The sequence below is a fragment of the Pyxidicoccus sp. M6 genome, assembly GCF_055568925.1.
The window spans coordinates 6155485-6179002 of sequence record NZ_CM145714.1; the positions used below are offsets into that span (position 1 = coordinate 6155485).

The 23518-nt window shown below is 69.6% G+C and carries 11 protein-coding genes; 6 read left to right on the top strand and 5 right to left on the bottom strand.

From position 1 onward, the window contains the following. The first annotated feature begins 247 nt into the window (after positions 1 to 247). On the top strand, positions 248 to 5845 hold the full coding sequence (locus tag ACVTJA_RS24715) for a myxosortase-dependent M36 family metallopeptidase (protein WP_465839667.1): 5598 nt from the start codon (positions 248 to 250) through the stop codon (positions 5843 to 5845). A gap of 132 nt (positions 5846 to 5977) precedes the next feature. Here the strand turns inward: ACVTJA_RS24715 and ACVTJA_RS24720 are convergent, their stop codons facing one another. After that, positions 5978 to 7036: a patatin-like phospholipase family protein gene (locus ACVTJA_RS24720; protein ID WP_465839669.1), complete on the bottom strand. Its 1059-nt coding sequence runs from the start codon at positions 7034 to 7036 to the stop codon at positions 5978 to 5980. Positions 7037 to 7145: 109 nt separating this feature from the next. Here ACVTJA_RS24720 and ACVTJA_RS24725 point away from each other — a divergent pair, with 109 nt between their 5' ends. Further along, positions 7146 to 8831, top strand: coding sequence for an amidase (locus ACVTJA_RS24725; protein WP_465839670.1), 1686 nt, complete (start codon positions 7146 to 7148; stop codon positions 8829 to 8831). A gap of 52 nt (positions 8832 to 8883) precedes the next feature. Here ACVTJA_RS24725 and ACVTJA_RS24730 read toward each other — a convergent pair whose 3' ends face one another. Continuing rightward, the gene (locus ACVTJA_RS24730; protein ID WP_465839672.1) at positions 8884 to 9609 is read right to left on the bottom strand and encodes a 2OG-Fe(II) oxygenase; all 726 of its coding nucleotides are present in this window, start codon (positions 9607 to 9609) and stop codon (positions 8884 to 8886) included. A 103-nt stretch (positions 9610 to 9712) separates the two neighbouring features. Between ACVTJA_RS24730 and ACVTJA_RS24735 the strand changes: the two genes are divergently transcribed. After that, complete coding sequence (locus tag ACVTJA_RS24735) at positions 9713 to 10750, top strand: methyltransferase (RefSeq protein WP_465839674.1); 1038 nt, start codon at positions 9713 to 9715, stop codon at positions 10748 to 10750. A gap of 27 nt (positions 10751 to 10777) precedes the next feature. Here the strand turns inward: ACVTJA_RS24735 and ACVTJA_RS24740 are convergent, their stop codons facing one another. Next, on the bottom strand, positions 10778 to 11887 hold the full coding sequence (locus ACVTJA_RS24740) for a DNA topoisomerase IB (RefSeq protein WP_465839676.1): 1110 nt from the start codon (positions 11885 to 11887) through the stop codon (positions 10778 to 10780). 178 nt (positions 11888 to 12065) lie between these two features. Between ACVTJA_RS24740 and ACVTJA_RS24745 the strand changes: the two genes are divergently transcribed. The 3 genes from ACVTJA_RS24745 (at position 12066) to ACVTJA_RS24755 (ending at position 20799) form a co-directional block, all read left to right on the top strand. Beyond that, a complete protein-coding gene (locus tag ACVTJA_RS24745) occupies positions 12066 to 12893 on the top strand; it encodes a hypothetical protein (protein WP_465839677.1) in 828 nt (275 codons plus the stop codon). 121 nt (positions 12894 to 13014) lie between these two features. Next, entirely contained in the window at positions 13015 to 15162 is a 2148-nt protein-coding gene (locus ACVTJA_RS24750; RefSeq protein WP_465839679.1) for a flotillin family protein, read from the top strand. 123 nt (positions 15163 to 15285) lie between these two features. Continuing rightward, on the top strand, positions 15286 to 20799 hold the full coding sequence (locus ACVTJA_RS24755; protein WP_465839680.1) for a DNA repair ATPase: 5514 nt from the start codon (positions 15286 to 15288) through the stop codon (positions 20797 to 20799). 20 nt (positions 20800 to 20819) lie between these two features. On the opposite strand, the gene ACVTJA_RS24760 is transcribed toward ACVTJA_RS24755, so the two are convergent. Together ACVTJA_RS24760 and ACVTJA_RS24765 are read right to left on the bottom strand one after the other, a co-directional pair. Continuing rightward, positions 20820 to 21779, bottom strand: a complete 960-nt coding sequence (locus ACVTJA_RS24760; RefSeq protein ID WP_465839682.1) for an alpha/beta hydrolase family protein — start codon at positions 21777 to 21779, stop codon at positions 20820 to 20822. A 186-nt stretch (positions 21780 to 21965) separates the two neighbouring features. Next, positions 21966 to 23468 (bottom strand): DUF6891 domain-containing protein, encoded by a 1503-nt coding sequence (locus tag ACVTJA_RS24765; RefSeq protein ID WP_465839684.1) that lies wholly within the window; start codon positions 23466 to 23468, stop codon positions 21966 to 21968. Positions 23469 to 23518: the final 50 nt, after the last annotated feature.

Here is a 23518-nt window from a genome sequence, read left to right on the forward strand (position 1 = left end):
ACCACCGCATTTTTCCTCCGTATTCCCTCATAACCTGCCGCAACCACGGAATTCTGCGCCGCGTTGGGAATAAAACGCGAATGTCGCCTTTCAACCCACATCAGTAAGGGCACTAATCTCTCCAACAGGTGACAGTTTGTCACCTGGGGGTCATCCGGCTGCGACCTGGAGTTCCGGCGATGGTGCTGGGACACCTTCCCAGGTCGCAAGGTGGCTCCCACCCCGCCGAAAAAGGGAGCTCCCCCACGTGAGAAGGTTGGTTGCCACTCTGTCTGGCCTGTCGCTGGTGTTGTCTGGAGCCAGCGCTGTAGCCCGGACCCTGCCGAACTACGATGCCTTGCAGGACGCGAAGCCCGCGGGTCGAGTCGCCGCGGGTTTCAAGCCCGTGGACTTCAAGGGGCCGCGCGTCGCTCATCGTGATGAGCGGACCGGTTCTCCGACGTTCATCTGGGCCCAGAAGCGCGCGGATGCTTCGACGAAGCAGCGCGCCGCCCAGCTCGCGAGCATGGCGCCCGAGCAGGCCGCTCTGGAGCAGATCGCGGACGCCGCTCCGCTCTATGGCGTGAGCTCCTTCGAGGCCGCGGGCGCGAAGGTCGTCAACGTCAGCAAGAACAAGCAGGGCGTGAAGATCGTCACGCTGACGCAGGAGGCCGGCGGCATCGAGGTCTTCCGCAGCACGCTGAACGTCCTGCTCAACCGCAACAACGAGCTGGTGGCGGTCTCCGGCGAGCTCTCCAAGCACGCCTCCAGCGCCGCCGCGCCGCGCGTGAAGTTCCAGATTCCGGCCAACGCCGCCGTTGCCGCGGCCTACCAGGACCTCACCGGCACCGCGCTGGACGCCAGCCTGCTCAGGAACGTGAAGGCGGCCAACGCCGGCAAGTACACGCACTTCGACCTGGCCACCTACGCCCGTCCGCTGGAGGAGGGGCTCATCATCCCGGCGCGCGCGAAGCAGGTGTACTTCAACCTGCCCAACGCGCTGGTGCCCGCGTACTACGTGGAGCTCAACACGGGCCGCCCGGACAGCAAGGACTCCGACTACTACTCGTACGTCATCTCCGCGTTCGACGGCCGCATCCTGATGCGGAACAACCTGACCTCCGACGCGGAGTTCAGCTACCGCGTGTTCGCGGACTCCACGCCGCCGTACACGCCGCACGACGGCCCCGCCGGCACCAACGCCACGCCGCACCCGACGGGTGTTCCCGACGGCTTCCGGCCGCCGTACGTGGCGCCCGCGCTCGTCACGCTGCAGAACGCGCCCTTCAGCCAGAACGACCCCTGGCTGCCGGATGACGCCACGGTGACGACCGGCAACAACGTGGACGCGTTCGCGAACATCGCGGAGCCGGACGGCTACAACGACGGCGACCTGCGCCCCGCCGTCACCGCCCCCGGCGTGTTCGACCGGACCATGCTGTTCGACATCGAGCCGAACGCCAACCCGGAGCAGATTGCCGCGGCGACGACGAGCCTGTTCTTCCTCAACAACTGGCTCCACGACTGGTACTACGACGCCGGCTTCGACGAGGCGTCCGGCAACGCGCAGGAGGACAACTTCGACCGCGGCGGCATCGGCGGCGACTCCATCAACGCGCAGGCCCAGGACTTCAGCGGCACGAACAACGCCAACATGGCCACGCCGGCGGACGGTGCACATCCGCGCATGCGCATGTACCTGTTCGATGGCCGCGACGCGCGAGTGACCGTCAATGCCCCCGCCAGCGTCGCGGGTGACTACCGGGCGGGCATCGCCACGGACTTCGGTCCCCAGACGTTCGACGTCACGGGGGACGTGGTCGTCGCCCTGGACGCGGCGAACACCGCTGGCCCGTCCACCACGGACGGCTGCACCGCGTTTACCAACGCCGCGGCCGTGGCGGGGAAGATTGCCTTCATCGACCGCGGCACGTGCGCCTTCACCGTGAAGGCGGCCAACGCGCAGGTGGCGGGCGCCATCGGCGTCATCATCGCCGACAACCAGCCCGGCTACCTGACCAACCTCGGTGGTGCGGCCGACGGCATCACCATCCCCACGCTGCGCCTCACCCGGGCGGAGGGCAACGCGCTGCGCATCGCCGAGGGCCTCAACGTGCGCCTGGTCCGCAACGCGGCCCTCAACCTCGACGGCACGGTGGACAACATCATCGTGGCCCACGAGTGGGGCCACTACATCAGCAACCGCCTCGTCCAGAACTCCGCCGGTCTGACCAACAACCAGGGTCGGTCCATGGGCGAGGGCTGGGGCGACTTCACCGCCCTGCTGATGGTCACGCGTCCCGAGGACATCAACGTCCCGTCCAACGCCAACTGGAACGGCGCCTACGGCGCGGCCGAGTTCGCCACCCGCGGCAGCTCGCCGGACCCCGCGTTCTTCGGCATCCGTCGCGTGACGTACTCGTCGGACATGGCGAAGAACGCCCTGACGTTCAAGCACATCACCGACGGCGTGGCGCTGCCCACCACCGCCCCCATCTCCCCGGGCGGCGTCAACTCCGAGGTCCACAACTCCGGCGAGGTCTGGGCCACGATGTTGTGGGAGTGCTACACGTCCCTGCTGCGCGCGCATCCCTTCCAGGACGCGCAGGACCGCATGAAGAACTACCTGGTCAACGGGTACAAGCTCACGCCCGCGGCTCCGACCTTCCTCGAGGCGCGTGACGCCATCATCGCCGCGGCCTACGCCAACGACCCGGCGGACGGCGAGCGCTTCTGGAACGCCTTCGCCAAGCGCGGCGCCGGCGCCGGCGCGGTGGCTCCGCCCAAGGGTTCCACCAACCACGCGGGCGTGGTGGAGAGCTTCGTCACCGGCATCGACGTGCAGATTGTCGCCGCCTTCTACGAGGACGACCTGTCGCACCCCGGTGACGAGGACGGCATCCTCGACAACGGCGAGACGGGGCAGCTCACCTTCATCGTCTACAACAGCAGCTCCCAGCCCGCGACGGAGACCAGCGTCACCGTCATGTCGTCCACCCCGGGCGTGACGATGGGCAACCACGGCACCGCGGCCTTCCCGGAGATCCCCATCTTCGGCTACGGCATCGTGTCCGTCCCCGTGTCGCTGTCGGGCGCGGCGACGGCCCAGCGGCTCGACTTCTCGTTCGCCGTGCGTGACGATCGTCAGGCCGTTCCGGGCGACAAGACCGACACGCTGGCCTTCAAGGCCAACTACGACGAGGTCCCCAACGCGACCTCCAGCGAGACGGTGGAGGCCACCCCGAGCAGCCTGCCCTGGGGCGCTGAGTACAATGAGGACCTCGTCGAGGCGGAGTTCGGCGTCGTCGAGTTCAGCGACCTCAACCGCTCGTTCTACGGCGAGGACGTGGGCGGGCCGGCCGACTACAGCCTCGTCACCCCGCCGCTGACCGTCAGCCCGACCGAGCCGCTCATCGTCTCCTTCAAGCACTCCTACGACTTCGAGAGTGACAAGGACGGCTACTACGATGGCGCCGTCATCGAGCTCTCCGAGGACGGGGGCGACACGTGGGTGGACATCGGTACGTCGCTCTACACGGGCGAGCTGGTCGTCTACGCCGGCAACCTCAACCCGCTGAAGGGCCGCCGCGCCTTCGTCGGCACCACCGCGGGCTTCCCGGCGTTCAACAACGCCACGCTGAACCTGGGGACCGCCTACGCCGGCAAGACGGTGCAGGTCCGCTTCCGCATCGGTACGGACAACGGCGCCGGCTTCACCGGCTGGGTGCTGGACGACATCTCCTTCTCCGGCATCACCAACACCCCGTTCATCAAGATCTGCGCGGACTCCGGCGTGTGCGCGAACACCGCTCCGGTCATCTCCGCCGGTCCGGACGTGACGGTCAACGAGCGCAACCCGGTGTCGCTCATCGGTAACGCCTTCGATGCGGACGGCCAGGCGCTCACCTACACCTGGACGCGCGTGTCCGGGCCGAACGTGACCATCACCAACGCCAACACCCTGACGCCGTCCTTCACGGCGCCCGACGTGGCGGCCGACTCGAACCTGGTGCTCCGGCTGTCCGTCAACGACGGCGCCGTCACGGCAACCGACACGGTGACGGTGCGTGTCCTCGAAGTGAACCGCGCCCCCACCGTGAACGCGGGCATCGACGGCACCGCCGACGAGCGCACCACCGTGACGCTCTCCGGCTCCGCTTCCGACGCGGACAACGACGCGCTGACCTACCTGTGGACGCAGACGGCCGGCACCAAGGTCGCGCTGCAGGACTACGACAAGGCGACGGCGACCTTCACCGCGCCGGAGACGCAGACGGGCGAGACGCTCACCTTCCAGCTGAAGGTGAGCGACGGCAAGACGAGCACCAGCGACGCCGTGGACGTGATTATCGGCAACGTGAACCGCGCGCCGGTGGTGACGGCCTCGTCCGCCTCCTTCGACGAGCGCAGCGCGGCGACGCTGTCGGCTTCCGCCACGGATCCGGACGGAGACTCGCTGAGCTATAGTTGGACGCAGCCGGAGGGCCAGAACGTGGTGCTCTCGGGTGCTGACTCCGCGACGGTGTCCTTCAACACCGGCGAGGTGCCCTCAGACGCGGTCCTCTCGTTCACCGTGACGGTGAGCGACGGCCACGACCAGGCGAGCCAGACGGTCGTCGTGAACGTGCGTCAGGTCAACGTCCCGCCCACGGTGAACGCGGGTGCGGATGCCGCTGCGGACGAGCGCTCGGCGGTGACGCTGACCGCCTCCGCTTCCGACGCGGACAACGACGCGCTGACCTACCACTGGGTGCAGGTGGGCGGCACGCCGGTGGCGCTGTCCAACGCCAACTCGGCCACGGTGTCCTTCACTGCGCCGGAGACCGCCAACGGTGACACGCTCTCCTTCATCGTGACGGTGAGCGACGGCAAGTCGACGACCAGCGACACCGTGGACGTGCACGTGGGCTCGGTCAACCGCAACCCGTCCGTGACGGCCTCCGCGGTGGTGGTCGACGAGCGCAGCACCGCCTCGCTCGTGGCCTCCGGTGTGGACCCCGACGGCGACAGCCTGACCTACGCCTGGGAGCAGGTGTCCGGTCCGACGGTCACCCTGACGGGTGGCAACTCCGCGACGGCCACCTTCCCGACGGGCGAGGTGACTGCCAACACCGAGCTCACCTTCCGCGTGACGGTGAGCGACGGCCATGCCTCCGCCACCCACGACGTGGTGGTGACGGTGCGCAACGTCAACCGCGAGCCCGTGGCCGAGGCCGGCCAGGCCATCTCCGCCAAGGGCAAGGCCGCGGTCACCCTCGACGGCAGCGCCAGCGCTGACGCCGATGGCGACACGGTGACGTACCAGTGGACGCAGGTGGGCGGCCCGTGGGTGAGCCTGAACGGGGCCACCACGGCGAAGCCGACCTTCACCGCGCCGGACGTGAAGGCGAGCACGGAGTTCGTGTTCCGCCTGGTGGTGAGCGACGGCACGCTCACCAGCGCCGGCGACACCGTGACGGTGACTGTCACGCAGGCCGACAACATCGTCCCGGTGGCGAAGGCCCGCATCCTCCTCTCTGGCGACCAGACGTCGATGACGCTCGACGGCTCGGCCTCCAGCGACCCGGACGGCGACGCCATCACCTACAAGTGGGAGCAGACGGGTGGCCCGGCCGTCACTCTGAGCAGCCCCAACCAGGCGGTGCTCAGCGTCGACGTGCCCGAGCTCGATGACGACAGCGCCTCGTTCAGCTTCAAGCTGACCGTGACGGACGCTCGCGGCGGCACGCACACCGCCACCGTGGAGGCCACGGCCACGCCGGATCGCGGCGGCGGCTGCTCCTCCACGGGCGCGGGCGCCCCGGCCGGTCTGCTCGGCCTGGCGCTCCTCAGCCTGCTGCGCCGTCGGCGCAACACGCTGGCCTGAGGTGACGGTGCCGCCAGGCCCGGGCGGCTTCAGAGGCCCGGGCCCGGTGGTTCCCCGCTGAAGTCTTGAAGTCTTCCGGCGGCCGGTTCTCCCTTCGAGGAGGCCGGCCGCCGGTGTTTCTGGGAGACAGCGCTACAGCGGCTGCACGTGCTCCGCGAGGCGGCCGGTGGCGATGAGCTCCAGCAACTCGTCGCCCATGCGCTCGCTCTCGGAGACCACCTGATTCCAGGCGCGGATGCGCTCGGTGTCCGAGAGCCGCTCGAAGTCCACGCGGTCCGGAATCTTCCCGCCGGGCAGCCGCGCGACGAGCTCCTTCGACGGCGCAATCAGCAGCGCGCGGCGGAAGTTCGCCGGACGCGCGCGCCGCCAGGGCAGGGACTTGTCGAACCAGCCGGGCACCACGTACGGGTAGAAGTGCGGGTAGAGCACCAGCCCCTCACCCGGGCCGAAGTCCAGGTCCAGGTGGTAGTCGAGCACGCCGCCGTCGCGGTACAGGCCAGGCCGCGCGCCCGGAATCCTCACGCCGCTGAGCACCAGCGGAATGGAGCCCGAGGCCAGCAGCGCCGGGCGCAGGTTCTCCTTCGTCAGCGGCAGGTGCAGGGAGGGCAAATCCCTCAGCCCGGCGAAGGGACTGGTGTCCCCCGCGGAGTGGAAGATGACGCGCTCCATGTGGAGCCCCAGCGTGCGCCGGCTCACGAGGTTTCCCACCGCGCACAGTGCCAGCCCCAGCATCTGCACGCGCGGGTGCTCCACGCCCACGGGCCCCTTGCACAGCGCGGTGACGACGTGCAGCCGCGCCCACGGGTGGTTGAGGATGTCCGCCTCGCCGTCCTCTCCCAGCAGCGCGTCGAGGATGCGCGCGCTCGTCTCGCTCACCAGTGATGGCGGCGGCTTCGCGGGGTAGCGCTGGTCGATGTACGCCGCCTCGAAGCGGTGCAGCGCCGCCACCGGCTCTCTCTGCGCCACGCACGCCATCCGCCAGCTTCCAATGGACGAGCCAATCAGGTGCAGCGGCCGCGTGCGCCCCTTGAAGAGGCCGGCGAAGAGGGCCCGGTCCAGCCCCGCCAGCACCAGCCACTTCGGTCCGCCCGAAGCGCCGGGCACGACGTCCACGTCGTCGCCACGCAGGCCCCGCTCACGGATGATTCGCAATGCGTCAGGGCCGGCCAGGAGGGTCAGGTTGGATGCCATATCGGGGCCGGCAACGTAGCAGGCACCGTCAGTGCGCGCGGCGCTTCTCACATGCGCGGGGCGCGGCTTGCGACAGTCCTCGCGCCGCTGCTGTAGTGCGCGGCACCCCATGAAGAAGCCCACTCCTCCTGGCAGCTCCTCCGCGGCCTTGAGCCGCCGCGCCTTCCTCGGCGGCACGGCCGCGGCCACCGCCCTCGTCACGCTGGAGTCCCACGCGCAGGCCCCCGCCGCGCCCGCTTCCACAGCCGCGCCCGCCTCGAATGCGAAGCCCTTCGAGTTGGAGGAGGCCACCGTCGCGGACCTCCAGGCGGGCATGAAGTCCGGCAAGTACACCGCGCACGGGCTCACGGAGAGCTACCTCGCGCGCATCAACGAGCTGGACCGCAAGGGAGACCTCCCGCTCCTGTCCGTCATCGAGCTGAACCCGGACGCGCTCGCCATCGCCGCGGCGCTCGACAAGGAGCGCAAGGAGAAGGGGGCTCGCGGGCCGCTGCACGGCATCCCCGTGCTCATCAAGGACAACATCGCCACCGCGGACCGCATGGAGACGACGGCCGGCTCGCTCGCGCTGGTGGGCGCGAAGCCCCAGCGCGACGCCTTCATCGTCGAGCGCCTGCGCGCGGCGGGCGCGGTCATCCTCGGCAAGACGAATCTGAGCGAGTGGGCGAACTTCCGCTCCACGAAGTCCTCCAGCGGCTGGAGCGGGCGGGGCGGGCAGACGCGCAACCCGTACGCGCTGGACCGCACGCCGTCGGGCTCCAGCTCGGGCTCCGGTGTCGCCGCGGCCGCCAACTTCTGCACGGTGGCCGTGGGCACGGAGACGGACGGCTCCGTGGTGTCGCCCTCGGCGGCCAGCGCGCTCGTGGGGCTCAAGCCCACGGTGGGCCTGGTGAGCCGCTCCGGCATCATCCCCATCTCGCACTCGCAGGACACCGCGGGCCCCATGACGCGCACCGTGGCGGACGCGGCGGCGCTGCTCTCCGTGCTCGCGGGCATCGACACGTCGGACGCCGCCACCGCGGCGAGCCAGGGCAAGGCCCACGCGGACTACACGAAGTTCCTGGACCCCAACGGCCTCCAGGGCGCGCGCATCGGCGTGCCGCGCGAGCGCTTCTTCGGCTACCACGCGCCCACCGACGCGCTGGTGGAGCAGGCGATTGAACTGATGAAGGCCCGGGGCGCCACCATCATCGACCCGGCCCCCATCCCCACGGCGGCGAAGATGGACGAGCCCGAGTTCGAGGTGCTGCTCTTCGAGTTCAAGGCGGACCTGGAGGCGTACCTCGCCGGGCTGGGGGAGGGGACGCACCCGCGCACGCTCGCGGACCTCATCCGCTTCAACGACGAGCACCGCTCCACCGAGCTGCCGTACTTCGGTCAGGAGCTCTTCCACATGGCGCAGGCGAAGGGCCCGCTGACGGACAAGAAGTACCGCAAGGCGCTGGCGGACTGCCGCAGGCTGTCGCGCGAGCAGGGCCTGGACGCCGTCATGGCGAAGCACAAGCTGGACGCGCTCATCGCCCCCACGCAGGCGCCTCCGGGCCTCATCGACCTCGTGAATGGCGACCATTGGCTGGGCAGCAGCTCCACGCCCGCGGCCGTGTCGGGCTACGCCTCCATCACCGTGCCCGCCGGCTTCGTCTTCGGGCTCCCCGTGGGACTGTCCTTCATCGGCCGCGCGTGGAGCGAGCCCACGCTGCTGAAGCTCGCCTACGCCTACGAGCAGGCGTCACACCACCGCCGTCCGCCCACGTTCGCCCCCACGGCGGACCTGCGCCTGAAGGCGTCCACCTGATTCACCTTTCAGGAGGCGTCGCCGCACGGTGACGTCGCCTGGCGTGGCCGCGCTACTCCAACTCGCCCACGGAGCCGCGCTCGGGCCGCTCGCGCCAGTCATCGAGGTACGCGGCGAAGCCCGCCTTGGACTGGATGCGAAAGGTGGGGATGCGCGCGAGCGCCTCGGGCGGGAAGGCGTACTGCTCGCAGACGAGGCTCGCCCGCCGCGCGCCCTCCGGGCCTCCGGTGAAGGGCCGCACCTCGTGCTGCAAGTCGCCTCGGAAGTGCACCAGCATTCCCTCGCGCGGACGCACCTCGCCCACTGACGCGTTGTCGTGCAGCAGACACAGCTCGCCGCCCTTCGCGCGCTCCGGGAACTGGAGGTACAGCACGCTCACGTGCTGGGGCGTCGCGTCGGGCACGCCGCTGGGCTCCTGGAGCGTCGCGTCGATGTGCCGGCCCACGCCCGTGCCCGCGTCCAGCAGCAGCAGGTTCAGATAGAAGGCATTGGGTAGGAGCCGCTCCTTCCTTCGCCCCAGCAGCCGCTCGCGCCACGGCAACAACCCGCGAGCACTGGCCGGATCCAACACCCTCGCCAGGTAGCAAGAGAGGAACGGGAAGCGGGCCTCCAGGGTGGCGCGCCCCTCGTGTGTGAAGATGAAGGCGAAGCCCCGACTGGCGCGGAACGTCCCCATCAACGGGCTCCGCGCGACGAAACGTGAGCCGAGTAGGGACTCCCGGAGCATTTCGAGCTCCGGTGCGGGTAAGGTTTCACGTTGAGTGGTGTACGGGCGCACGTAAGGGAAAACCGCAAGACGGGTTCAATAGACCAATCGCTATTTTACAGCCTACCTTCTAGGTTCCAGCCCCGCCGTTCCTTCAACCCCCAGAAGGACCCCCATGAGTCAGCACCCTCGACCCACCAACAGTCCCCCTCCCGCAGCCCTCATCATGACGCAGATGGTGTACGGCTTCTGGGTTTCTCGTTGTCTGCAAATCATGGCCGAGTTGGGCATCGCCGACACCATTGGCGATGTGCCCAAGACGGTGGAAGAGCTCGCGGCAGCGAGCGACACCCACGCGCCTTCGCTTCGCCGGATGCTTCGTCTGCTCAGCAGCCTGGGGGTGCTGCGAAAGGACGAGCAGACCGAGCGCTGGGGGCTCACCGAGCTGGGCAGCATGCTGCGCAAGGACAACCCGGGCTCCGTGTACGGCTCGCTTCGCGCGCATGGCCACATGCTCTCCTGGCAGGCATGGGGGGACTTGAAGTCCTCGCTCAAGACGGGCCAGCCGTCCGTCGAGAAGTTCATGGGCGACACGTTCTTCAACTACATGGTCTCGCACCCGGAGGATGCCGCCATCTTCAACGGCAGCATGGCCGCGTACCAGACGCTCAACGCGCCCGCCGTGGTGAATGCCTATGACTTCAGCTCCGCCCGCACCGTCATGGACGTGGGCGGTGGCACCGGCACGCTCATCTCGCACATCCTCCGCGCGCACCCGGCCATCCAGGGCGCCATCTTCGAGATGCCCCACGTGGCGGCCGAGGCGCGCGAGCGCGTCGCCTCGATGGGCCTGAAGGAGCGCTGCGACGTCGTCGACGGCGACTTCTTCGCCAGCATCCCCAAGGGGCAGGACGTCTACATCCTGTCGCAGATCCTCCACGACTGGGACGACGAGAAGAGCCTGCGCATCCTGCAGAACATCCGCGAGGCGATGCGGCCGGACTCGCGGCTGCTCATCGTGGAGACGGTGCTGCCGGGCGACAACGCCATGCACTTCGGCAACCTCTACGACGTGGCGATGCTCGTCCTCGTGGGCGGGCAGGAGCGCACCGAGGCCGAATACTCGGCGCTGGCGCGCAAGGCCGGGATGAAGATCGCCGGCATCTTCCCCACCACCATGCCGCCGAGCGTCGTCGAGCTCGTCCCGGCCTGACGTGACGGGCGGGCGCATTCGCCCGCCTCAGTGCTTCGCCTCGTCGAGCATGTCGAGCAGGGCCTTCTCCGAGCAGTGGAGGCCCTCGCTCGTCGTCGCGGCCAATTCGTCCACCGACTCGAAGTAGCGGTCCACCACCTGGCCACGCTCGAACATGGCCAGCACGGACGGGTAGATGTACGAGGACTTCGCCACCGCGGGCGTGTTGCCCAGGTGCGCGGCGGCCTCCTTCACGGCGGCCACCATGGTCTTCTTGAGGGCCGTCTTCTTCGCGAGGTCGCCGCCGGCCTCCTTCTTCACGCGCTCGCGAGCCCGGGCCAGCGCGCACGCGCAGATGAGCGTGCCCGCCCAGGTGCGGAAGTCCTTGGCGCTGAACTGCGGGCCCATGACCTCCTGGATGTACTCGTTGAGGTGGCGCCGCCGCACGTCCACCACGGCGCCGTCATCCAGCACGAACTTGAAGACGTCGCGGCCGGGCACCTTCATCAACTGACGGACGATGGTCGCCACGCGCCTGTCCCGGAGCTGCCGGTGCTGCTGCTTGCCGCTCTTGCCCGGGAAGTCGAACGTCACCGTGTCGCCCGCCACGCGCACGTGCCGCCTGCGCAGCGTGGCCAGGCCGAAGCTGCCATTCTCGTCCGCGTACTGCTGGCTGCCGGGGCGGATGAAGCACGAGCCGAGGATGCGCAGCATGCACGCCAGCACCTTGTCCCGGCCCAGCCCCTGCCTGCGCAGGTCCGCATTCACGCGCCGCCGCATGCGGGGCAGCACCCGCGCGAAGCCGACGATGCGCTGGTACTTCTCCTCGTCCCGCCGCTTCCGGTGCGACGCGTGGTAGCGGTACTGCCAGCGGCCCGCCGCGTCCAGGCCCACCGCCTGCAGGCGCGCCGAGGGGGACGGAGCGATGGCCACCTGCGTCCACGCCGGAGGAAGCCGCATCGCGTCGATGCGCTCGCGGTCCGCCCTGGACACCGCCTTCCCGTCCGCGCGCACGTAGCGGAAGCCGCGCTTCGCGGTGCCCAGCCTCCGGATGCCCCCGCGCTGGAGCCGCTCGAGCTGCGTCTCTCCGCTGGCCCGGTGCCGCTCGGCCTTCCGGGGCTCCGTCGTCGGTGAGGTGGGCTCGGCGTGCATCAGCATGGGTCCGGGGTACAGGGAGACCCCCGCGCACCATGCACGGGGGCTCCCCGTGAGGTGGACAGCCCCGGGCCACGCGGCAACGCAGGCGTCGCCCGGCCGTCTGCCCCCGTTTCAGGCGGAAAAGCGCCTGGCCGCGTTTTCGATGGGAATAAGGCTCGTTTAGAGTGTGGCGCGAGCCATGACTGAGTTTCTCACAGCCATCCTGGCCTTCCCGACCGCCGTCTTCACCATCGTCATGGGCGTGGTGCTGACGTACTGGCTCTTCGTCATCATCGGCGCGGTAGGCATCGACGTCCTCGACGGACACCTGGACTTCGAGGCCGGCGCGAAGGCCGCCGGCGGCGCGCTCCAGGGAGGGCTCAAGGCCGCGGGCAGCGCGCTGGAGGGTGGGGCGAAGGCGGCGGGTGGGGCGCTGGAAGGTGGCGTGAAGGCCGCGGCCGCGCACGGGCATGACCACTCGGCGGACGTGGACGGCGGCATCCTCGCGGCGCTGGGCTTCGCGGGTATCCCCCTCACGGTGTCCGTCAGCCTCGTGGGCTTCATCTCCTGGGCGCTGTCGCTCCTGAGCGCGGGCCCGGTGCACTCCGCGCTGGATGGGCGGCTTCCGTCCTGGCTCACCAACGGCACGCTGGGCCTCGCGTGCTTCGTCGTGGCACTGGTGCTCTCCGGCTTCGCCGTGCGGCCGCTGCGGCCCGTCTTCGTCGCGCGGCGCGCGCCCGGCCGTGCGGAATTGATGGGCGGCGTTTGCAACATCAGCAGCGGCAGCGTCACGGACCGCTTCGGCCATGCCACCTTCGAGGACGGAGGCGCGGGCCTCATCCTCAACGTCGTCTGCTCCAAGGCCAATGGCCTCAAGCGGGGCGACCCGGCGCTGATCCTCGGCTACGACGCCGAGCGGGATGCCTACGAGGTGGAGCCGGTGGACTGGCTCCTCCCCGAGGAAATGAAGCAGCTCGGGGACCCGAGCAAGGCCGCGAGCATCGCTCGCGCGAGGGCGCGTCACTGAGGGACTTCCGGCGTCTGCCCTTTGGGAGGGCGGCGGCCGGCACAACACATCCGGAAGGCTTGTGCGGGGGACTTCCGGAGCTTGGTTCACGGCCCGCGGTTTTCACGTCACAGGAAAGGCCATGGAACTTTATCAGCTCCTCCCCATCATCGCGGTGGGCGTCATCGTCCTCGGCGGTATCGCCCTCACCATCGTCCGGCTCTATCGCCAGGTGGACCAGGGCAAGGTCCTCATCGTCAACACGCTGAAGAGCGAGCCGCACGTCACCTTCACCGGCACGGTGGTGTACCCCATCATCAACCGCGCCGAGGTGATGGACATCTCCCTGAAGACGGTCGAAATCGACCGTCGCGGGAAGGAAGGCCTCATCTGCAAGGACAACATCCGCGCGGACATCAAGGTCACCTTCTTCGTGCGCGTGAACAAGACGCGCGAGGACGTGCTCAAGGTGGCCCAGTCCATCGGCTGCGCGCGCGCCTCCGACCAGGAGACGCTGGAGAACCTCTTCGAGGCCAAGTTCTCCGAGGCCCTCAAGACGGTGGGCAAGAGCTTCGACTTCGTCGAGCTCTACACCAAGCGTGACGAAATCAAGGACCAGGTGGTCCGCGTCATCGGCCGCGACCTCAACGGCTACATGCTGGAGGACTGCGCCATCGACTTCCTGGAGCAGACCCCCGTCGAGATGCTCGACAAGGACAACATCCTCGACGCCGAGGGCATCCGGAAGATCACCGAGCTGACGACGAAGCAGAACGTCTTCACCAACGAGCTGCGCCAGGACGAGCGCATGGCCGTCACCAAGCGCAACGTCGAGGCGGATGAGGCCATCTTCGCCCTCGAGCGCCAGCGCGAGGAGGCCTCCGCCAAGCAGAAGCGTGAAATCGACAGCATCCACGCGCGCGAGGCCTCCGAGGCCGAGCGCGTGAAGCAGGAGGAGCACGCCAAGTCGGAGCTGGCCCGCATCAAGGCCGAGGAGGAAATCCTCATCAACGAGCAGAACAAGTCCCGCCAGGTCGAGGTGGCCCAGAAGAACCGCGAGCGCGTCGTCGGCGTGGAGGCCGAGCGCGTGGAGAAGGACCGCGCGCTGGAGGCCATCAACCGCGAGCGCGAGACGGAGCTGCAGCGCATCGCCAAGGAGAAGGCGCTGGAGGCCGAGAAGAAGGCCATCGCCGACGTGGTCCGCGCCCGCATCGCCGTGGAGAAGACGGTGGCGGAGGAGGAGGAGCGCATCAAGGACCTGCGCGTGAAGGCCGAGGCCACCCGCCGCAAGGACGCGCTCATCATCACCGCCGAGGCCCAGGCGCAGGAGAAGACGGTCAAGGACGTCAACGCCGCCAAGGCCAACAGCGAGATGGCCGTGTTCATGGCCAAGGAGAAGCTCACCCTGGCCGAGGCCGACCTCGAGGCCGCCGACAAGACGGCCAAGGCGAAGATGCGGCTGGCCGAGGGCATCCAGGCCGAGTCCGCCGCCAACGGCCTGGCCAACGTCCGCGTGAAGGAGGCCGACGCGCAGGCCACCGAGAAGCTCGGCATGGCGCAGGTGCGCGTGAAGGAGGCCGAGGCCGGCGCCATCGAGAAGCAGGGCCACGCCCAGGCCACCATCGTCCGCGAGCGCCTGCTGGCCGAGGCCGCGGGTGAGCAGGAGAAGGGCCTGGCCCGCGCCCGTATCCAGGAGGCCGAGGCCAGCGCCATCCAGAAGCGCGGCGAGGCCGAGGCCATCGCCATCCGCGAGAAGCAGCTCGCGGAGGCCGCGGCCATCCAGGAGAAGCTGCTCGCCGAGGCCCGCGGCCTCGCCGAGAAGGCCGCGTCCATGAAGCTGATGGACGGCGTGGGCAAGCAGCACGAGGAGTTCCGCCTCCGCATCCAGAAGGAGCGCGACGTGGAGCTCGAGGCCATCCGCGTGCGCAAGGACATTGCACACGCGCAGGCCGAGGTGCTGTCCAAGGCCTTCGCCAACGCGAAGTTCCAGATTGTGGGCGGCGACGGCCAGTTCTTCGAGCGCTTCGTCAAGGCGGTGTCCTTCGGCAGCGCGGTGGACGGCGCCCTGGACCACGGCGAGTCGCTGAAGAAGGCGCTCGGCGGCTACCTCAACGGCGAGAAGGACCTGCCGGCGGACCTGAAGGAGATCCTCTCCAAGCCCGGCCTGAGCGGCGACGCGCAGAACCTGGCGGTGGCCGCGCTGCTGCACAAGATGGCCTCCAGCCCGGTGGCCGCGCAGGGCGCGGGCCTCAAGGCGCTGGTGGCCGAGGACGGCCCGCAGCAGGGCTGAGCGAGTGAAGGGGCCGCCACCGCGCTTCACGCCGCGGTGGCGGTGGTTGGCGATGACGCCTCGTCCTGGCCTCACACGTGAGGGCAGGGCGGGGCGCTACGACGCATCTTCTGGTGAACATCCATGGCAACTGAAGGCAAGGGCGCGGCGCCCGGGGGCGAGGCGGCGCTGGAGGGCGGCAGCTACGAGGTCATCCGCACGCGACTGCTGGCGCAGGCGGACGCGCTCGGCGCGAAGGCGAACGACCTCAACGCGCGCCGCAAGGCGCTCTTCGGGGGCACGGAGCTCACCGTCATCGGCAACGAGCGGGTGCGCACCGAGAACAACTGCGTCCCGCGCGACATCGTCAGCGTCGGGAAGTACCTCCTCTTCGGCTACAACGTCTTCATCGGCCTGAAGAAGGAGACGTCCGTCTCCGACGTCTTCTCGCTGCACCGCTTCGAGAAGACGGCCGAGGGCTTCGACCTCTCCACGGTGCCCAACACCGAGGCCGGCGGCTTCCTCGCGGACCCGCGCTTCGTGAAGGACTTCGGCGAGCTGTACAAGTACTACAAGGACGCGAAGCTCCTGCAGCTCCGCCACCGCGACTCGCGCCTGCTGGCCATCTTCCAGACGGGCCAGTCGCTGCGCGACATCAAGGTCTTCCGCTTCAGCGTTGACGTGGAGGGCCGCGCCACGTACCTGGACAACCAGGGCGAGCGAGACCACGTCTTCCCGCCGTCGCACGACTTCGAGTGGACGGTGGCCACGCGCGAGAACTACGTCACCGGCCAGCACCCGCACGTCAACGTGCTGGACCAGGTCTTCGTGGAGACGGTGAAGGGCGACCTCACCGTGAAGGTGGAGAACAACACCTCCACCGGCCTGGGCATCTACAGCGAGCCCGTGGAGGACCCGGACCAGTCGCTGGACGACGCGGAGTTCGCCTGGGCGCAGGTGGGCACGCTCATCCTCCTGCGCGTCCTCCCCTTCCGCGAGAAGACGTACCGCTACCTCGTCTTCAACTCGCGCACGCAGCACGTGGTGCGCATCGACGCCATCGGCCAGTCCTGCGTGCGGCTGCCGGAGGACCAGGGCATCGTCTTCCCCGGCGGCTATTACCTGCAGACGGGGGACTTCAAGGTCTTCGACGGCGCCGCGTCCGCGGAGGGCATGGAGTTCGCGCGGGCCATCCGCTCGCCCAACGGTGAGGACGTGCTCTACGTCTTCCACCGCCGGGACGAGGGCTCCTACGTGCTCTTCCCGTACAACCTGGTGCGCAAGGAGGTGCAGAACCCGATTGTCGCCCACGGCATGAGCCTCTTCGCGGACGGGCGGCTGGTGGTGTTCCGCGCCACGTCCGCCGAGCCCACGCGCGTGCACCCCATGCAGGTGTGGCAGACGCCCTTCGTCTCCGCCGAGCACGCGGCGGCCACGCCTCCGGCCCCGGGCTACCTGGGCAAGGTGGGCAACGCGGAGCTGGTGCGCGGCATCTCCGACGCGCTGACGCTCCAGCGGATTGCGAAGTCGGACAAGCCCACGCGGCGCACGTACGAGGACCTGGTCACCGCGGCCACGCGCGCGCTGGATGCGTACTACTGGCTGGGCCACGCGGAGACGGCCTTGCAGGAGCCGGTGGAGGCGCTGCGGCGCACCTCCGAGCTCATCATCGACGAGTTCGAGAAGGTCCTCACGCTGCGCAAGCGCGCCACCGAGTCGCTCGCGGCGGCGGTGACGGCGCAGGACGAGTTGCTGCTGCGCGTGCAGCCGGAGCAGCTCACCACCGCCGAGGCCTTCATGCAGGCGCTGGCGGACCTGCGCAAGCAGCGCGGCCACCTGATTACCCTCAAGGACATCCGCTACATGGACCTGGGGCGCGTGGACGCCCTGGAGGCCGCGGTGGTGGAGGCATCCGACAAGGCCAGCGCGGCCTGCGTGGACTTCCTCCAGAAGGGCGAGGCGCTGCAGCCGCTGGCCACGCGCCTGGATGAATTGCTCGCGAAGCTGGAGCCCGTGCAGACCACGGCCGAGCTGGCTCCGCTGGGCGAGGACGTGGACAAGACGGCCCACGGGCTCGAAGTGCTGGGCGAGGTGGTGGGTGGGCTCCAGGTGGGTGACCCGCTGGCCCGCGCTCGAATCCTCGAGGGCATCTCCGAGCTGTTCAGCCGCCTCAACCGGGTGCGCGCCAGCCTGGGCGCCAAGCGCAAGGAGCTGTCCGGCCGCGAGAAGCGCGCGGAGTTCGGCGCCCAGTTCAAGCTGCTGGGGCAGAGCATCGAGAGCGCGCTGACTCAGGCGGACTCGCCCGAGCGCTGTGACGAGGCGCTGTCCCGCCTCACCGTGCTGCTGGAGGAGCTGGAGGGCCGCTTCGGCGAGTTCGACGAGTTCCTCGGTCAAATCACGCAGAAGCGCGAGGAACTGCTGGAGGCCTTCGGCGCCCGCAAGCAGTCGCTGGTGGACGAGCGCCAGCGCCGCGCGCAGGGCCTCTTCAGCGCGGCCGAGCGCATCCTCCAGGGCGTGCAGCGCCGCGCGAAGTCGTTCAAGACGGACGACGAGCTCAACGGCTACTTCGCGTCCGACGCGATGATCCAGAAGCTGCGCCAACTGGCCGAGCAGCTCATGGAGCTGCAGGACAGCGTGCGCGCGGACGAGGTGCAGTCGCGCATCAAGTCCGCGAAGCAGGACGCGCTGCGCGCGCTGCGCGACAGGCAGGACCTGTTCGCGGACGGCGACGCGCTCATCAAGCTGGGCACGTTCCGCTTCAACGTGAATACGCAGCCGCTGGAGCTGACGCTGGTGCCGCGCGAGGGCGCGCTGTACCTCCAGCTCACCGGCACGGACTACGCGCAGAAGGTGGAGGACCCGGAGCTGCTGAAGTACCGCGACTTCTGGGAGCAGCACCTCGTCTCCGAGTCGCGTGACGTGTACCGCGCGGAGTACCTGGCCGCCTGTGTCCTCGCGGACGCGGAGGACGGGAAGGGCGGGCTGACGCTCTCCGCGCTGCACGAGGCCGCGGTGGGCGGCACGCTGCTGGAGAAGGTGCGCGCGTACGCGGCGGACCGCTTCGACGAGGGCTACGAGCGCGGCGTGCACGACGCGGACGCGGCGGCCCTGCTGGAGAAGCTCCTCCACCTGCACCAGGGCGCGGGCCTGCTGCGCTTCGCCCCGGTGCCGCGCGCCTGGGCCGCGCTGTACTGGACCTTCGACGCGGACGAGGCGGGCAGGGCGCTGTTCCACCGCCGCGCCCGCAGCCTCGCGCGGCTGCGGACCACGTTCGCCTCGACTGGAGGCCTCGCCGAGCTGGGCACCGAATTGGGCGAGCGCGTGGCCGCGTTCCTCACCGCGCACGGAATCGAGCACTCGCCCGCGGAGGCTCGGCAGGCGGGCCGCTACCTCGTGGAGGAGCTGGGTGTGGAGCGCCCGCGCTTCACCACCAGCGGCGAGGCCCTGGCGCTGAAGGACCACTTCCTCGGGCAGTTGGACCGGCAGGGCACGCGCTCGGCCTTCGAGGATGATTTGCGCGGGCTGGAGAAGGACCTGGGCTCGCGGCTGGAGATTTCGCGCGCCTGGGTGGGCGCATACCTGACGAAGCGCGAGGAGGGCCCCGGCGCGTGGGCACACGTGGCGTTGGAGACGGCGGTGCTGCTGCTCACCGAGCGCAAGCTGGACCGCGAGCCCGCGGGCGCGCTGACGGCCTCGGAAGTCACCGCGCTGCTGGGGAGCCACCCTCGCATCCAGGACCGCAAGCTGCCCCTGCGCCTGGACGAGTTCCTCGCGCGCACCGGTGAGTTCCGGCAGGTGCGCGTCCCGCAGTACCAGGCCTACCGCGCCATGCTGCGCGACTTGCTGGAGCGCGAGCGGCGCAAGCTGCGCCTGGAGGAGCTGACGCCGAAGGTGCTCAGCTCGTTCGTGCGCAACCGGCTCATCGACGAGGTGTACCTGCCGCTCATCGGCGCCAACCTCGCGAAGCAGCTCGGCGCGGCGGGCGAGGGCAAGCGCACGGACCGCATGGGCATGCTGCTGCTCATGTCGCCGCCGGGCTACGGCAAGACGACGTTGATGGAGTACGTGGCCAGCCGCCTGGGCCTCACCTTCGTCAAGGTGAACGGCCCCGCGCTGGGCCACGCGGTGAAGTCCCTGGACCCGACCGAGGCTCCCAACGCCACGGCCCGCCAGGAGGTGGAGCGCATCAACCTGTCCTTCGAGATGGGCAACAACGTGATGCTCTACCTCGACGACATCCAGCACACGGACCCGGAGCTGCTCCAGAAGTTCATCTCGCTCTGCGACGGTCAGCGCCGCATCGAAGGCGTCTGGAATGGCCGCACGCGCACGTATGACCTGCGCGGCAAGAAGTTCTGCGTCGTCATGGCGGGCAACCCGTACACGGAGACGGGCGAGCGCTTCCGCATTCCAGACATGCTCGCCAACCGCGCGGACACCTACAACCTGGGTGACATCCTCGACGGGAAGGAGCACCTGTTCGCGCTCAGCTACGTCGAGAACGCGCTGACCTCCAACGTGGTGACGGCGCCGCTGGCCACGAGAGATCCGCAGGACACGCATCGCCTCATCCGCATGGCGCAGGGCGAGGAGGTGCCCGCGGGCGAGCTGAAGCACGGCTACGCGGCGGCGGAGCTGCAGGAAATCGTCGCGGTGTTCCAGCGCATGTTCAGGGTGCAGTCGGTGCTGCTGAAGGTGAACCAGCAGTACATCGCCTCGGCGGCGCAGGACGAGCGCTTCCGCACCGAGCCCGCGTTCAAGTTGCAGGGCAGCTACCGCAACATGAACAAGCTCACCGAGAAGGTCGTCGCGGCGATGACGGACGACGAGCTGGAGCGGCTCATCGACGACCACTACCAGGGCGAGTCGCAGACGCTCACCACGGCGGCGGAGCAGAACCTGCTCAAGCTGGCGGAGCTGCGCGGGCGCCTCACGCCGCAGAAGGCGAAGCGCTGGGAGGAGATCAAGCAGGGCTTCGCGCGCGTGAAGCGCATGGGCGGCAAGGAGGACGACCCCGTGGCCCGCGTCACCGGGCAGCTCAGTGGCATCGAGGAGCAGCTCGGCGCGGTGCGCGACGCGGTGGTGCAGGCGGCCTCTCAGGTGTCGCGCGGCGGCGAGCAGGACACGAACCCCGCGGGCGAGGTGTTGCCCCACCTGGAGTCCCTGCGCGACGCGGTGCTCGAGGTGGCGAAGGTGGGCCGCGAGGTGAAGGCCGCGCCGCCGCCCGTGGCGGCAACGGCCCAGGCCACGGACCTGGCGCCGTACCTCAAGCACCTCGCGCAGCTCCTCAAGGCGCTCACGGAGCGGGTGGCGGTGCAGCCGCAGCAGCAGGCCCCGGCCGTGGTGCAGGCGCAGGCGTCCGCGCCGGACTTCGGGCCCTACATGGAGCAGCTCTCGCGGGCCATCTCCGCGCTTGCGGATAGGCCGGTGAACGTGTCGGCCAACGTGCCCGCCGAGGCGCTTCAGCGCACGGCCCTCACGGGCCCGTCTCCGGCGGAGCTGAGCCGGCAGATCGAGCTGGTGGAGGGCGTGCTCCTCCCGCTGGAGCGGGCCTCACGGCGCGCCATCCAGGGCGAAGGGGAGGGCGTGAAGTCGCTCCAGGTCTGGCAGAACGTGACGGAGGCCCTGGAGCTGCTGCGCTCCATGCTGCGGCGGTAGAAGGCCAGGCTTCGGCTGTTTCATGGCGCGTGTGGAGCGTCCGTTCCCACGCGCTCATGGAGCCACTGGAACAGGTCCTGCCAGGCAGGGGCCGGCAGCTTGTGGCCTGACTCGTACCAGCGCACCTCGTGAGAGGGGCCCGCGGCACGATGCAGGGCCTCGGCCTTGGCGGGCGGGACGAGCGGGTCCTCGCGGCCGTTCAGGAAGAGGATGGTGCCGGGACGCGCGCGGCCCACCCAGCGGATGCCCTGCACGGGCCGCATGGCGGTCGTCCAGAGCACGTACTCGTCCAGGGGGAGTGAGGCCAGGGGGCCCTCCGGGGTGCCATCGAGCGAGGTGAAGTGGGAGATGACGCCGCCATCCGCGACATAGAGCACGTAGGTGGCGGGGCGCGGGTCGACGCCGGCGAAGAGCGCGCCCACACTGCCGCCATAGCTGCCGCCCACGAATGCAATGCGGGTGGGGTCCACATCCGGTCGTTCGAGGAGCAGGTCCACCGCGCGTTGCAGGTCCACGATGAGCTGCACCTGGTCCGCGCGGTCCGCCAGCGTGAAGCTCATCGGCGGGGCATCGCGTCGGGCAAAGGGCGCGTCCAGTGCCACCACCACAGCGCCCAGGGCCGCGAGCTGGAGGGCTCGGGGAAGGGCGGACAGCGCGCTGCCGGGGGCGCCGTGTTGCATCACGATGCCTGCCTTCCTTCCCGGACGTCGAGGCACGAGCAGGCGCCCCGTGGCACGGCCACCCTTCGGACTGACGAAGGACAGCGCGTGGACCTCCACGCCGTCTTCCACGGACAGGCGTGTCGTCTCCAGCTCCAGGGGCGCGTCACGGTCATATGCGAAGACCGCGAGCTCCGCCTCCGCGGCAACGTCGGGCAGAGGTGGCGTCGCGTTGACCGAAGCGGGGGGACTTGATGCGGAGACGGCGGTGGAGACAGGGGACAACAGCAACGAGAGTGCGAGCAGCACGGTGCGAGTCATTGAGGATCTCCCGGACCTGCCGCGAATCGGGCAGGGGCGCACACCGCCCGAGGCCGGTGCCGCTGCCCTCCGGTAGAGCAGTCTGCGTGCCACCGCTCGCGCAGACGCTCTCCGTCGGAAGCGTGCTCACAATCCCCCTCGCAGGGGTTCACCCACGGGACGCGGCCCTCCCAGAAGCGGACAGCCTCAGGCGAGGTGCACGGTCTCCTCGTACCCATCGCCGTCCGTGACGGTGACGGACTGGAGCCGGGGGAATCGCGCCTTCGCGAGTGCCACCACGTCCTCCAGCGAATCGCGAGCCTGCGCCTCCTCGCGGTACGTCACCGTGAGCTCCTCGACGCTGTTCGAGCGCATCCTGGACAGCTCGTGCAATGTCATGTCGTCGCCGCCGAGCCGGAGGATGCGCAGCCGGGGGAGCAGCTCCACCAGCTCGCCCGGGAGGCGCTGTGGGTAGAGCTCCTCGGTGATGTCGGCGTGCGCGCGCCGGCGCCGCCACGGGAAGGCGGGGAGCAGCTCGATGCGGGAGTTCGCACTGCCAGTCCACTCGGGCTCGAAGCCGTGCTTGCGCAGGGCCTCGACGACGGCGCGTCCCACCACGACGTCCTTCTCCTCGTCCCGGTACTCCTCATCGGTGAGTTCGCCAAAGGCGAGGTGCAGCGGACCGCCCTCCAGCGCGTGCTCGGTGTCCTGGCCGTGGAAGAACACCGCGCCCCAGGGCTCCAGTCCGCGCTCCCGCTGCTCGCTCGCGAGCTCCTGCATCATGTCCCAGCCGCCGCTCTGGGTGTCCGTGGCGCCCATCTCCGCGATGATGCCCTCGCGGCGCAGGTCCTCGAAGGCGGCCTCCAGCCGGTCCGCCTCGATGACCTCGGGCCAGGTCTTCTCGTCCGCCAGCCGCTTCCGGACGTCCTGGACGAAGGTCTTCAGCACCCTCCGGATGACGTCGTCGTCCTCCAGGGAGGGCCAATGGAATCCTCCGCCGATGGACAGGATCTCCGGCAGGGAATGGGTTCCAAGCGCGAGCTCGCGGCGCAGGTCCTCCACGGCTCCGTTGAACGCCTCGGTCTGTTCCTCGTCCAGAGGCGCCTCCTCGGGCTGGAAGCCCATGGCCTCCAGCCGCCGCGCGAGCTCCTCCGCCTTCGTGGTGAGCCCGAGCTTCTCGACGAGGCGGGGCATCGGCACTTCGCCGCGCGTCGTGGCGAGCACCTGGTGGTGGAGCTCCCAGAGGCTCGGCTTGTGGAGCTGCTCGACCACCACCCGCCAGTGGCCCTCGTCGTCGAGGGTGACCTCCACGTCTACGCCTGAGCCCTTCAGTGTCTCCCGGGCGATGGCCTCCACGCGCGCCTCCCTGGACGACTCGGCCTGCTCGGGCCTCAGCCCCAGGGCGCCCAGCTTCCGCGAGAGCTCCTCCGCCTGCGTCAGCAGGCCATGCTTCGCGGCGCGCACTGGACGAAGCACGTCGCCCCGCGTCGTGGCGAGCGGCAGGGGCATCAACTGCCCCAGGTCTTCATCGACGAGCTCGGCGGAGACCGACCAGTGCCCGTCCTCGCGCTCGTGGATGGTGAGGTCCGGAGCCCCGTGCACCGTGTTGACCGCCCAGTTCCCGAATCCTTCCTCGTTGACCGCCCGCGCGCCCGCCATCACTTCGAGGGCGATGGCCCGAACCTGCGCCTCCAGTTGTTCGTCGCTCACGCTGTGCCCCTTTTCAGAGGCATCCTTCCCAAACGCCAGCGGGGTTCAAG